The 12,797-nt window shown below is 58.8% G+C and carries 13 protein-coding genes; 5 read left to right on the forward strand and 8 right to left on the reverse strand.

Features of this window, described 5'->3' with window-relative positions; all coding sequences use genetic code 11:
• Positions 1-97 precede the first annotated feature (97 nt).
• The 5 genes from RE428_RS17300 to rpoE all read right to left on the reverse strand — a co-directional run bounded on the left by RE428_RS17300 (position 98) and on the right by rpoE (position 4,484).
• Positions 98-1,516 (reverse strand): DegQ family serine endoprotease, encoded by a 1,419-nt coding sequence (locus RE428_RS17300; RefSeq protein ID WP_004583193.1) that lies wholly within the window; start codon positions 1,514-1,516, stop codon positions 98-100.
• 169 nt (positions 1,517-1,685) lie between these two features.
• Entirely contained in the window at positions 1,686-2,174 is a 489-nt protein-coding gene (locus RE428_RS17305; protein WP_004583194.1) for a SoxR reducing system RseC family protein, read from the reverse strand.
• Between the two features lie 29 nt (positions 2,175-2,203).
• Positions 2,204-3,223: a MucB/RseB C-terminal domain-containing protein gene (locus tag RE428_RS17310; protein ID WP_115840369.1), complete on the reverse strand. Its 1,020-nt coding sequence runs from the start codon at positions 3,221-3,223 to the stop codon at positions 2,204-2,206.
• A 15-nt stretch (positions 3,224-3,238) separates the two neighbouring features.
• Entirely contained in the window at positions 3,239-3,814 is a 576-nt protein-coding gene (locus RE428_RS17315) for a sigma-E factor negative regulatory protein (protein ID WP_004583196.1), read from the reverse strand.
• Between the two features lie 58 nt (positions 3,815-3,872).
• The gene (gene rpoE / locus RE428_RS17320; RefSeq protein WP_004583197.1) at positions 3,873-4,484 is read right to left on the reverse strand and encodes an RNA polymerase sigma factor RpoE; all 612 of its coding nucleotides are present in this window, start codon (positions 4,482-4,484) and stop codon (positions 3,873-3,875) included.
• A 323-nt stretch (positions 4,485-4,807) separates the two neighbouring features.
• On the opposite strand from rpoE, the gene nadB reads away from it, so the two are divergent.
• From nadB to RE428_RS17345, 5 genes are all read left to right on the forward strand, one after another.
• Positions 4,808-6,412: an L-aspartate oxidase gene (gene nadB / locus RE428_RS17325; protein WP_205624683.1), complete on the forward strand. Its 1,605-nt coding sequence runs from the start codon at positions 4,808-4,810 to the stop codon at positions 6,410-6,412.
• 92 nt (positions 6,413-6,504) lie between these two features.
• Positions 6,505-6,759 (forward strand): FAD assembly factor SdhE, encoded by a 255-nt coding sequence (locus RE428_RS17330; protein WP_004583199.1) that lies wholly within the window; start codon positions 6,505-6,507, stop codon positions 6,757-6,759.
• Positions 6,743-7,216: a hypothetical protein gene (locus RE428_RS17335; RefSeq protein WP_004583200.1), complete on the forward strand. Its 474-nt coding sequence runs from the start codon at positions 6,743-6,745 to the stop codon at positions 7,214-7,216. Before RE428_RS17330 ends, RE428_RS17335 begins: the two co-directional genes overlap by 17 nt.
• A gap of 12 nt (positions 7,217-7,228) precedes the next feature.
• Positions 7,229-8,230: a CAF17-like 4Fe-4S cluster assembly/insertion protein YgfZ gene (ygfZ, locus tag RE428_RS17340; RefSeq protein WP_004583201.1), complete on the forward strand. Its 1,002-nt coding sequence runs from the start codon at positions 7,229-7,231 to the stop codon at positions 8,228-8,230.
• A gap of 189 nt (positions 8,231-8,419) precedes the next feature.
• Positions 8,420-9,253, forward strand: coding sequence for an HDOD domain-containing protein (locus RE428_RS17345; RefSeq protein ID WP_004583202.1), 834 nt, complete (start codon positions 8,420-8,422; stop codon positions 9,251-9,253).
• Positions 9,254-9,339: 86 nt separating this feature from the next.
• Here the strand turns inward: RE428_RS17345 and ung are convergent, their stop codons facing one another.
• The 3 genes from ung to prfB form a co-directional block, all read right to left on the reverse strand.
• Positions 9,340-10,080: a uracil-DNA glycosylase gene (gene ung, locus RE428_RS17350; RefSeq protein WP_004583203.1), complete on the reverse strand. Its 741-nt coding sequence runs from the start codon at positions 10,078-10,080 to the stop codon at positions 9,340-9,342.
• 5 nt (positions 10,081-10,085) lie between these two features.
• Complete coding sequence (gene lysS / locus RE428_RS17355) at positions 10,086-11,597, reverse strand: lysine--tRNA ligase (protein WP_004583204.1); 1,512 nt, start codon at positions 11,595-11,597, stop codon at positions 10,086-10,088.
• A gap of 75 nt (positions 11,598-11,672) precedes the next feature.
• Positions 11,673-12,768 (reverse strand): peptide chain release factor 2 gene (gene prfB, locus RE428_RS17360; protein WP_115840370.1). Its coding sequence is split into 2 segments (ribosomal slippage): positions 11,673-12,695 and positions 12,697-12,768, totalling 1,095 coding nucleotides; the frame shifts between segments, so codons are not numbered across the junction.
• Positions 12,769-12,797: the final 29 nt, after the last annotated feature.

The raw sequence follows: 12,797 nt of genomic DNA on the forward strand, positions 1-12,797 counted from the left end.
TAGCAAAAACCCGTAGTAGAACTATCCACTACGGGTTCGCAATGAGACTAAATGCAAATACCGGGCAGGAGGTGCCCGGTATTTCTTTTCGCTCCAGCTACTCTTCGGTCTTGATCACCAGGAAGGTTGATTGACCGTCACGCATCACCAGCACAGGAACGGCCTTACCTTTGGGCAGGTTTGAGGCGATACGCTGGAAGTCATCGATTGAATTCACGGTTTCGTTATTAAGCTTGCGAATCACATCGTTGGGACGAATACCGGCATCCAGTGCCGGCCCCGGCCCCACATTACGCACCCGCACGCCATTCTCGATGCCCAACTGCTCGCGCTGCTCGTCAGTCAGGTTGACCACGGACAGACCCAATGGACCGGCAGTGGGCGACGGCTCGGCAGGCTGATCCTCACGAGCCATGCGATCTTCCGGCAGTTCGCCGATCTTTACGTCCAGTTCCACCTCGTCGCCGTTGCGAAGCACCAGCAGTTCAGCGGTTTCGTTGATCTTGGTGCGACCGACCATCGGCGGTAAATCGGAGGACAGATTGATCGACTGCCCCTCATACTCGAGGATAATATCGCCCGGCTGCAGCCCAGCGGCCTCGGCCGGCGAGTCCGGCAGGACTTCGGCCACCAGGGCACCACGAGGACGGTTCAGGCCAAACGATTCGGCCAGGTCACGATTGACCTCCTGGATAAGCACGCCCAACCAGCCGCGTGAAACGAAGCCCTGATCGCGAATCTGGTCGAATACGTTCATGGCGACGTCGATGGGGATGGCAAAGGAAACCCCCATGAAGCCCCCTGAACGGGTATAGATCTGGGAGTTAATACCGACCACTTCGCCCTCCAGGTTGAACAAAGGGCCTCCGGAATTACCCGGGTTGATCGCCACGTCCGTCTGGATAAAGGGAACATAGTTCTCCGATGGCAGCGAACGGCCAATGGCGCTGACGATACCCGCCGTCACCGTGTAGTCGAAACCGAATGGCGAGCCGATGGCAAACACCCACTCACCCTGTTCGAGTTCGCTGGATTTACCCATTTTTACTACGGGTAGATCCTGGGCATTGATCTTAAGTACGGCCAGGTCGGAGCGGGGATCGGTGCCCACCACGCGCGCCGCCAGCTCGCGACGGTCGCTCAGGCGGACGATGACTTCGTCAGCCCCTTCAACCACGTGATTATTGGTCAGGACATAACCGTCGTCGGACACGATGAAACCGGAGCCCATGGAGTGAAGCGGCTGCTGACGCCCGGGCTGTCCACCACCGAATGGCGAATTCGGCCCTTCGAAGAAGCGACGGAAGAAATCCGGCATCTGGTCGAGTTGGTCCTGGTCAAACCGCGAGGACCCCTGCGCCGGGGGCGCCTGTGTCGTACTGATGTTAACCACCGCAGACGTATTTTCCTTGACGAGCCCCGTGAAGTCGGGAAGCTCCGCTTGGGCGCGTGCCGAGATCACCATCATTAAAGCCAGAATGGGTGCAAACCAGACACTCAGGTTCTTTGTGGGCATACCTCACTCCGAAGTTGTTGGAATACGCGGTTGGTTGTGCTGCTGAACATTCGGCTTGCTAATACAGGACTCGGCTGACAGCAACAAACACGTGTATTCTGTGTGCATATTAGAGCATTTCAAATTAAGGAAATGTTAGGGCCCAGAATTCAGGCCGGATTCCCATCCATCAAGGATTTAACGCGCCGGGATCCCGTATGAACAGAGGCTCCGGCGCCACATGACGCAGATCAATCCGAAGCAACACAGGGCGTAGGTAATCCGCCTGTCCCCGACCACCGGAAACCACCTTGAGCGTGACGAAACCAGCCGTGAGACCTAGGCCTCCGCTGGCGATGGCCGCCAGGTCCAGCCCTGGCCAAAGACCAGCACCCACCAGGGCGCCAACCAGCAACCCGAGCAGTGGCAGGGCATATACCAGCAGCGATGCCCGCAACAGCTGGGACTCTTCGATACCCAGCACAACATGGTCACCGACGCCAGCACCGCAGGTATTGCGTACCCTGACCTGGTTGGCCCGCCCGTCGGTGATACTCGCCAAGGCGCCCTGACCACATCCCTTGCGCGCACTGCAACTGCCACAGGAACTCTGGCGTATAGTCTGGACCCAGACCTCATCGCCTTCGAGGGCAACCACTGTTCCGCTTTCCTCGATCATGTCGGACACCTCATGGCCCCAGCCTGCAACTAGAGCTCACTACCCGAAGCCGCGGAGGAGGCTTCGATGGTGACTGACTCTGCCACCTTCATTGCCGTATGCGGCGGTATTTCGCCTACGACAGTAATCAGGTGGCGTTGGTCACCAGCCGTCAATTTGCGCAGGAAGATCGTCGTCGCGCCGATGCGGGAAACACCGGTTGGCATATCCATTTCACCTACCGGTGAGACGAACACCGAAAACGAAGCCAAACCATCGGAAAACGCTTTCACCTGGCCGTCCTTCCCTTTCGGAGACGGTGTGGCGCGGAAACCGTCAGGATGCCAGCCCAGTTGCCACCCCACCTGTGGATGAACCTCTGGACGCGGCTCCGGGCTATCAAGAGTAATCTTACGAGCCTTTTCTGAGTCGGGAATCCGGAACTCGCTGTCCGGGATGTCGCTGGTAAGCTCCAGCATGGTGAACTGGAAACGTTCGAGCACTTGCTCTTCGTTGGTCAGCACCTGACTCTTCACTAACAGACCCGACGTCTTTTCCAGCCAAAGACGATAGTGATAGCGATGAATGTCCTTTGGATTGAGGGCGATAACCACCGCCTCATGCCCTGCTACCCGATCATCATCCAGCATCCTTGCCGCGTACCAACGACGAAAGGGAGCCAGCTTGTCGGCGAAGGCTTCTGAGAAAGGGCCCGAGGGCAATACGGCATCCAGTTGAATGCGGCCGTGAGTGGGCAACACGCAAAATACGCGGCCACCCCGGCGGATTATCTCGCCCTGATCGCCATCCTGGATCACCAGCCGTTCCTGCACTTCGCCATTATCGTAACGATGGACAATGCGCATGGAACTGACCTGCTCACCCCGACTGTAGACAAACACACCCTTGTAGCTGGTGGAGTTCAGGGCGGGGCCCAAACGCTCAAGCCAGCTTTCAGCCGTCGTGGAGGCCTGCTCGGCCTGGGTGGCAGCGGTAAACAGAAAAAGCAGTAGTACCAGGCATGCACGCATCGCTGCGGAACGCGCCCGGGTATTGAAGCACATAGACATCAGTCTTCGACCCGACTAACGAACCCCGGTGGATGCACTGGCGACACGAGCGTACCCCATGGTTCCATAGCCCATACCTACACTATTGTTTTGTGCATGTTCCAGTAGATAACGACTCATTTGTTCGCGCTGTTCCTCATCAAGGCCCTGCAAGGCAATCTCCGGCACGGCACCCATGGCCGGATCGACCTGCCCGGCCTGTCCAGTAACGCCTGCCGCCAATGCCGTTTCTCCATCACCCGTTGGAACACCCCACTGGGCACCGGCACCAAAGCCAACCAGTAGCGCCAACGATACGGCGGCAACCGCAGACCAACGCATGGATCGACGGGCCGTCGTATTGCGGACCGGTACGTCCGACAACTGTGCCCGGGCCGGAGCATCGTCCAGCTCTGCCCGCACGGCTGCACTGACGTCTACCGTGGCGAGATCACGACGCTCGTCATGCATCAGGCTGCGTAACTGCTGCCACCGATGCCACTGCCCCCGCACTTCGGATTTACTGGCCTGGGATAACACACGACGTACCGCGAGCTCATCAGCCTGGTCATCCATCATGGCAGACAGCGTCTCTTTCAGACGTTCATCCATCGCGCTTGCACCTCAAGAAAACGATCAACATCTCAACTAAAACTCCGGACCGATCAACTCAGTCCATATCCATCAACGGGGCGAGTTCGCGATCCACTGCGTCCCGCGCCCGGAAAATACGGGAGCGCACGGTTCCGATCGGGCACTCCAGGATACGGGCAATATCTTCGTAGCTCAGCCCTTCGTATTCCCTCAACAGAAGGGCTGATCGCAATTCCTCGGGCAATCCGGCAATGGCACGCTGCATAACCTCATACATCTCTTCGCGCTGCAGCAATTTCTCCGGCGTGGCAACATCCCGCAGCCAGTCGCCGGAATCCAGACGCTCCGCTTCTTCCGCTTCCATACTGCCCTTCGGGCGGCGGCCGCGGGACTCCAGGAAATTCTTGGCGGTATTGACCGCAATACGGTATAGCCAGGTGTAGAAGGCGCTGTCACCGCGAAAACGTTCGATGGCACGGTAAGCCTTGACGAAGGTTTCCTGGGTCAGGTCGAGGATATCCTGGGAATCACTGGTATAACGGCTGATGATGGAGGCCACCCGCGACTGATACTTGAGCACAAGGAAGTCGAAGGCGGATTTGTCTCCACGCTTGACGCGCTGAACGAGCTGCTTGTCCGTCTGGCTCTCACTGGGAGCCTGCGGCGCGTTGTCTGTCACCGATGTCATCGCCGTTTGGCTGCCTGCTTTTGGGCGCTCTGCCAGAGAAGCCACCTGAGGCCTGTTCTGGATATCGTCATCACCCTTCCGACTATGTGCGACGGCCCGGCTCTCTGCAATGGCCGAAGTTGGCATTCTGGAAAACGTCATGCTGCAGTCCCATTTGCGCGTATTCTTATCCGGGCAGATACCCGTCCCGCCTTGGTGCCCCGCCCCGGTACTGATGGGCCGAAACCTAGATGTTGAGGGGCCGGAACCCGTGTGGCCAAATAGACAGCAGCCGTAAAGTTTAGTTCAATAGCGCCCACATTATGGCCTGCGATAACGAACAGATGCCACAGTCTCACCAATATGATGTCCTCATTATCGGCAGCGGTGCCGCCGGCCTGGCCGTCGCCCTCAACCTGCCCTCGCACCTGAAAGTCGCCGTGATCAGCAAGGGCGAACTCTCCAGCGGCTCCACCCTGTGGGCCCAGGGTGGGATCGCCGCGGTGCTGGATTCCGAGGACAGCATCGAGGCCCACATCCAGGACACGCTCGATGCCGGTGCCGACTTGTGCCACGAAGATGCCGTGCGCTTTACCGTCGAACATAGCCGTGAAAGCATCGAATGGCTGATCGATAAAGGCGTCGCCTTCACCCGGGACGAGGAGCACAACTATCACCTGACCCGCGAGGGTGGCCATAGCCGCCGGCGCATCATCCACGCCGCCGACGCCACCGGCCAGGCGGTCTCCCACACGTTAAGCGACCAGGCCCGCGCCTGCCCCAACGTGGATATCATGGAGCATCGCGTGGCCGTGGACCTGATTACCCACCGCAAGCTGGCGCTTCCAGGCAACCGTTGCGTCGGCGCTTATGTGCTGAATCTTGACGACAGTCATGTGGAACTCTTCAGCGCCCGCTTTGTAGTGATCGCCACGGGCGGCGCGAGCAAGGCTTACCGCTATACCAGCAACCCCGATGGCGCTTCGGGCGATGGTATCGCCATGGCGTGGCGCGCCGGGTGCCGGGTGGCAAACATGGAATTCAACCAGTTCCATCCCACCTGCATGTACCACCCGCACGCCAAGTCGTTCCTGATCACCGAGGCTGTTCGAGGTGAAGGTGGACAGCTACTGCTGCCGGACGGTTCGTCCTTTATGGAACGCTTTGATCCGAGAGGCGAACTGGCGCCACGGGACATTGTCGCGCGGGCGATCGACCACGAGATGAAACGCCTGGGGGCGGATCATCTCTATCTGGACATCAGCCACAAGCCGGCGGACTTCATCAAGACCCACTTCCCCACGATCTACGAGAAGTGCCTCGACTTCGGTGTGGACATGACCCGCGACCCTATCCCGGTGGTGCCCGCGGCTCATTACACCTGCGGTGGCGTAATGACCGACAATCGCGCCCGCACTGACGTCAACCAGCTGTATGTCGTGGGCGAGGCTGCATTTACCGGCCTGCATGGCGCCAACCGCATGGCCAGCAACTCCCTGCTGGAATGCCTGGTGTACGGTCGCGCGGCGGCTGAAGACATTGCACGCTATGACGCCGACATTCCTCCCCCGCCGGAGGCACCTGCCTGGGACGAATCACAGGTGCGCGATTCCGATGAGGATGTGGTGATCTCCCACAATTGGGATGAGCTACGACACTTCATGTGGGACTACGTCGGCATCGTGAGGACCACCAAGCGCCTGCAGCGGGCCAAGCACCGTGTGGACTTGCTATCGCGGGAAATTGGCGAGTTCTACAATAATTACCGGGTCTCCAACGACCTGCTGGAGCTGCGCAACCTGGTCACCGTCTCCGACCTGATCATCTGCTCGGCCCTGCAACGGCGGGAAAGCCGGGGGCTGCACTATACGCTGGATTACCCAGGCCTGCTGCACGAAGCCAGGGATACAATCCTGACGCCGACGACATTTCGCTCGATCGCCCCCTAAGTGATCGAGCCTCTATATCCAAACGCTCGGCACCCGGTAGTTCGGTGCCCAGAAGTCCTGTATTCAGAGGTTAACCTTCCAGAGGCTCAATAATGCAACACGATGTCGAATACAAGCGCCTGTACTGGCATAGCCGCCGCGGCATGCTGGAGCTGGACGTCCTGCTGATCCCCTTTCTCGAGGAAGTCTATCCGAGCCTGCCAGACGATGATAAGGCGCGCTACCGCAAACTGATCGACTGCGAGGACACCGAGATCTACCAGTGGTTCATGCAGCGTGAACGACCGCAGGACGAAAACCTGCAGGTCATCGTCGACATGATCCTCAAGCGTGTCCAGCCGGATTGACCTGAGACTCCAACCCTGCCGGCCGCTGGCCGTCCTCCTATCCAGTGGCTGGTTGATGTTGGCGTTGGGCCTGACTCTGGCAGCCGACCGGATATCGCCGTGGCTGTTGGCGGTGCTGCCTCTGCTGGCCTTCGCGGGTTGGCACACGGTCCGGCACCGGGCCACGCTGAATGGACGTCGTGCAGTCCGGGCTATCCACGTCGACCGGGATACTTTATGGGTCGAGACAACTGGCAACGATACCGAGCCCGTTCGTGTCGGTGGCAATAGTCGCCTCTTCAGTCATCTCGCGCTCTTGAAACTTTATCCAGCGGACACCACTAACAACGCATATACCGTTATCCTGATCGACACGTTCCTGATCCGGAACGTCGATAGCGAAGCTTTCAGACGACTGCGCGTCTGGCTCCGTTTCGCAAGGAGCCCACATCAGGATAAAACGACTTCCCCGCTGTGACAGGAGACAGGCATGTCCGATACCGCCACGCCAACTGAAAGCACCTCCACCACAGGTACCGCGCATCTCGCCTCCGCCAATCGACCGAAAGCGGCCATCGCACGGGTCGAGAGTGCCCGGCTGTATCGCGTCGGAGGCAAGGACCCGCACAAGTTCCTGCACGGGCAACTGAGCCAGAGCCTGGACGACGTCAAACCGGATAAGTCCCGTCGGGCCGCCGCCTGTAACCCCAAGGGGCGTGCCTACGCACTTCCGCTGCTGGCCGACTACGAGGGCGATATCGTCCTGCGCCTGCCACGGCGTATCGCCGACGAAGTTACCAGCCAGCTCAATAAGTTCCTGATGCTATTCCGGGGCACGGATATGAAGCCTCTGGAGCAGGCCCATCTTTACGGGTTCTGGGGTGAAGCAACGGCAGAGGCCCTGCTTCCCGAGGCAATGGAACTCAAGCTCCCGGGCGATTCGATAACCCTGGCGGGCGGCAAGCTGATTCGCGTGCAGGACACCGCCGAGGGCGTTGCCCGTTATGAATACTGGCAGATCGACGACAGTGCGCCCATTCCCGAAGGCGCCGAAGCCACAGAGGCCGATTGGGCTGCCTCGGAAATCAGCGCTGGCCTGGCAGAGCTTTCACCATCAACGATGTCCGAGTACGTTCCCCAGATGCTCAACCTGCAGCACGTGGATGGCATTCATTTCAAGAAAGGCTGCTATACCGGCCAGGAAGTCATTGCGCGCATGCATTACCTGGGTCAACTCAAGAAAAGCATCTTCCGGCTCTCGCTTCCGTCTGAGCGTCCGGTTGAAGTAGGGACCCAGATAATCGCCAACGATAAGGCTGTTGGCGAGGTGATCAATAGCGTCGGCTTCGATGACGGCCATCAGGAGATCCTGGCCGTCGTCAAACACGCCGCGTTATCGACTCCGGACTGGCATCTAGAGGGCTTCGACCCCTCTCTCGAACGTCTGCCACTACCTTACAAGGTGCCCGAACAAGAGGCAGCTGGTAACTGAACGCTCACTTCAGATACGTTTTGTGACGGGCGAATCCGCGTAAATTTGCTATAAATGGGGTGCAGCGGGCATATCCTGCTGGTTTTGCACCAGTTATTTGTATGCCAAATGCCCGTTTTTATACCGGTGACTGTTAGCCAGTCACTGCGTGTTTCGCCAGTTACTTTTGTCGGACGGAATATCCCAGTTATGGCCACCATCTCGGATACCTTGAAACAAGACATTACCGCAGCCATCGAAAGCGACAAGCTAGTGCTGCCCACTCTGCCGGAGGCAGCGCTACAGGTTCGTGAGATCGCTGAATCCGAGGACTCCTCCATCCAGGACCTGGTCAAGGTCATCAGTACCGACACCGCGCTGTCCGCGCGCCTGATCCGGGTGTGCAACAGCCCGCTGTTCCGCGGTGCCCGCCAGATCGAAAACCTCACCATGGCGGTCAGCCGCCTGGGCATGGCATACACCAGCAACCTGGCGATGGGTCTGGCTATGGAACAGATGTTCCAGGCGACCTCCGACATGATCGACAGACGCCTGCGTGCCACCTGGCAGACCAGCACCGAAGTGGCCGGCATCTGCCACGTGCTGGCCCAGCACTACACGAAGCTCAAGCCGGACCAGGCGACCTTGGCCGGCCTGGTACATCTGATCGGCGTGCTGCCGATCCTGCGCTACGTGGAAGACAACGATATCCAGATCAGCAGTATCATGCTGGACAAGGTGATCGACGAACTGCATGCCGATATCGGGATGAAGATCCTGAAGAGATGGGACTTCCCGGCTGAACTGCAACAAGTCCCGGCGGACTTCACCGACTTCACGCGCGTGGTGCCCAAGGCGGACTATGCAGATTTGGTGATGGTCGCCAACCTGCAACTGGTAGCCGGTACCGAGCATCCGTTCACCGAGGTCGACTGGAACACCATTCCGGCCTTCGATCGACTGGGGCTGGATCCGAATATCGACATGAGCCAGGAAGAAGACCTGAATGCGGAGATGGAAGCAGCGATGGCCCTTCTCCAATAACAGGCTGACGGAGCGGCGGACATCTAATGCAGGCTGCTCCGGAACACCTGTCCAGCACGGAACATTCCTGAAAGAGAAAGGCCGGTTTACCGGCCTTTCTTGTATCTGGATATCAGCTCTTCCCGGGACGGCAACTGCCAGTCGATTGGCGGTCGGCCTTTCTGCGTCAGCCAGTCATTCGCCTGCAGGAAGTGCCCGCACCCAAAGAAGCCGCGATGGGCGCTGAGCGGTGATGGATGCGGCCCCTGCAAAACCAGGTGGCGGTTGCGATCGATAATGCGGCCTTTTTTCTGCGCGTAGCTACCCCACAGCAGGAAAACGACATTTTCGCGTTCTTCGTTGATGAGCTCGATCACTTGGTCGGTGAAATGCTCCCAACCTTTCCCCTGATGGGCTCCAGCCTGACCTTGCACTACCGTCAGCACAGCATTGAGTAGCAGTACCCCCTGGTCTGCCCAGGGCTGGAGGCAACCGTGATCGGGAGGCTGGATACCCAGCTCGGATTCGATTTCCTTGAAAATATTCACCAGCGACGGCGGCGTGCGGACATCGGGGCGTACGCTGAAGCAAAGACCGTGAGCCTGTCCCGGGCCATGGTATGGATCCTGACCCAGGATCACCACCCGGACCCTGTCGAATGGCGTCGAGTTCAAGGCATTGAAGCAATGGTGGCGGGCAGGATAAAGCACCTTGCCCGCTTTTTCCTCCTCGGCAAGAAAAGCACCGAGGGTTTGCATGTATGGCTTCTCGAACTCGCCGTCGAGACGCTCCAGCCATCCACGACCGGGCTTGAGCTCCTGACGCAGCGCTTCCGTGGCCGGGTGCATGACACTCAGCCCTTTTCCGGACGCATGGCTGGGAACAGGATCACGTCCCGGATGGACGGTGAGTCGGTCAGCAGCATCGCCAGACGATCAATGCCGATGCCCTCGCCCGCCGTAGGCGGCAGACCGTATTCCAGTGCGGTGACGTAATCTTCGTCATAGAACATCGCCTCGTCATCGCCGGCTTCTTTCTCGGCAACCTGCTCACGGAAACGTTCGGCCTGGTCTTCGGCATCGTTAAGCTCGGAGAATCCATTGGCGATCTCGCGGCCACCGACAAAGAACTCGAAACGCTCGGTGACGAACGGATCGGCATCTTTGCGCCGGGCCAGCGGGGACACTTCCGTCGGGTACTCAGTGATGAAGGTCGGCTGCATCAGGCGATGTTCGACCGTCTTCTCGAAGATCTCGATCTGCACCTTACCCAACCCCCAACCTTCCTTCAGCGGAATGCCCATGCCTTCGGCGATTTTACGCGCAGCGTCGGCATCGGCCAGCTGTTCCGCCTTGATATCCGGATTGAATTTGAGGATGGAATCGAACACCGTCACGCGCTCGAAGGTCCGACCAAAGTCGTACTCCACGGCTTCCGTTTCACCGTTGGACAGTACGCGGGTGTTGGTCACTGTCGTCGTGCCCAATACCGTTTGCGCCGTCTCCCGCAGCATGGCCTCGGTCAGGTCCATCAGTTCGTGGTAGTCGGCGTAGGCCTGGTAGAACTCGAGCATGGTGAACTCAGGATTATGGCGAGTGGACAGACCCTCATTGCGGAAATTGCGGTTGATCTCGAAAACCCGCTCAAAACCGCCCACCACCAAGCGCTTGAGATACAGCTCTGGCGCGATACGCAGGTACATATCGATGCCCAGCGCATTGTGGTGCGTGATGAAGGGGCGCGCCACTGCACCACCGGGAATCGCCTGCAGCATCGGTGTTTCCACTTCGATGAAGTCGCGCTGGGTGAAGAAGTTGCGGATGCAGTTGATGATTTTCGAACGCGCATGGAACACGCGACGCGTATCTTCGTTGACCATGAGGTCCACGTAGCGCTGGCGATAGCGGGATTCGGTATCGGTCAGGCCCTTGTGCTTCTCGGGCAGCGGGCGAAGGGACTTGGTGAGCAACACGTACTCGTCCATCGTCACATACAGGTCACCCTTGCCTGACTTGCTTAGTTTGCCGCGCACGCCGACCACATCACCCAAGTCCCAGTGCCGGGTGTCCTTCTGCACGTCCTTGCTGGCATAAACCTGGATGCGACCGGACATGTCCTGTACCACCTTGAACGCCTTGCGATCGAGCATCAATCGACCGGCAATCGCCACGTCCAGCCCCAAGTCCTCGAGTTCTTCCTTCGATTTATCGCCGTAGTTCATCTGCAACTCGGCCGCGGTCGCCGTGCGGCGGAAATCATTGGGGAAGGGATTGCCCTGGTCACGCAAGTCGGCCAGCTTGGCCCGGCGCTCGGCAATCAGCTTGTTCTCGTCCTGGGGTGTGGCGTTCGGGTTTTGGTCGGTCATGATCTCTCGCTAGCGTTGGCTGGTCCGGATGGACCCTGTGACATCCGGACCGGTGATCGTTGGGGCTCCCGGGAATCAGAGAGCCATCTTCAGGCTGGCCTCAATGAACTTGTCGATATCGCCATCGAGCACGGCCTGGGTGTTACTGGTTTCCACCTTCGTGCGCAGGTCCTTCACGCGACTGTCGTCCAGGACATAGGAGCGGATCTGGCTGCCCCAGCCGATGTCGGACTTGGCGTCTTCCTGTTTCTGTTTCTCGGCGTTGCGCTTCTGCATTTCCAGCTCGAACAGTTTGGCCTTGAGCTGTTTCATGGCCTGGTCCTTGTTCTGGTGCTGGCTACGGCCAGCCTGACAGGCCACCACCGTGTTCGTCGGCAAATGGGTCAGTCGCACGGCGGATTCGGTCCGGTTGACGTGCTGACCGCCAGCGCCGGAGGCACGATATACGTCGACACGCAGATCGGCGGGATTGATCTCGATCTCGAAGCTGTCGTCCACCTCCGGCGATACGAAAACCGACGAGAAAGACGTATGACGACGGTTACCGGAATCGAACGGCGATTTACGCACCAGTCGGTGAACGCCGGTTTCGGTGCGCAGCCACCCGTAGGCATACTCCCCTTCGAAGTGAATGGTGGCACTCTTGATACCGGCCACTTCACCTTCCTGCAGTTCGACGATTTCCGTCTTGAAACCGCGGCGCTCGCCCCAGCGCAGGAACATGCGCAGCAACATATTGGCCCAATCCTGCGCTTCGGTGCCGCCGGAGCCCGCCTGAATGTCCAGGTAGGCGTTATTCTCATCCATTTCGCCCGAGAACATGCGGCGGAATTCGAGCTTTTCCAGATCCTTTTCCAGATCTTCCAGATCGCCGCGAACGTCTTCTGCCGCCTGCTCGTCCTCTTCCTCATCCGCCATCTGGATCAGGTCCTCGGCGTCCGAAAGACCCGTAGACAATTTGTCGATCGTCTTCACGATCAGCTCGAGATTGGCCCGTTCCTTACCGAGGGCCTGGGCACGCTCAGGATCTTCCCATACCTTGGGATCTTCCAGTTCACGCTCTACTTCGATCAGTCGTTCGCTGCGCTGGTCGTAGTCAAAGATACCCCCTAAGCGCTTCGCTGCGCTCCCGGAGATCTTTAATGGTGTTCAGAATCGGGTTGATTTCCATGTAGCTTCCATCTAAGGGTAGAAATGATT

Source organism: Marinobacter nanhaiticus D15-8W (assembly GCF_036511935.1).
Taxonomy (GTDB): domain Bacteria; phylum Pseudomonadota; class Gammaproteobacteria; order Pseudomonadales; family Oleiphilaceae; genus Marinobacter_A; species Marinobacter_A nanhaiticus.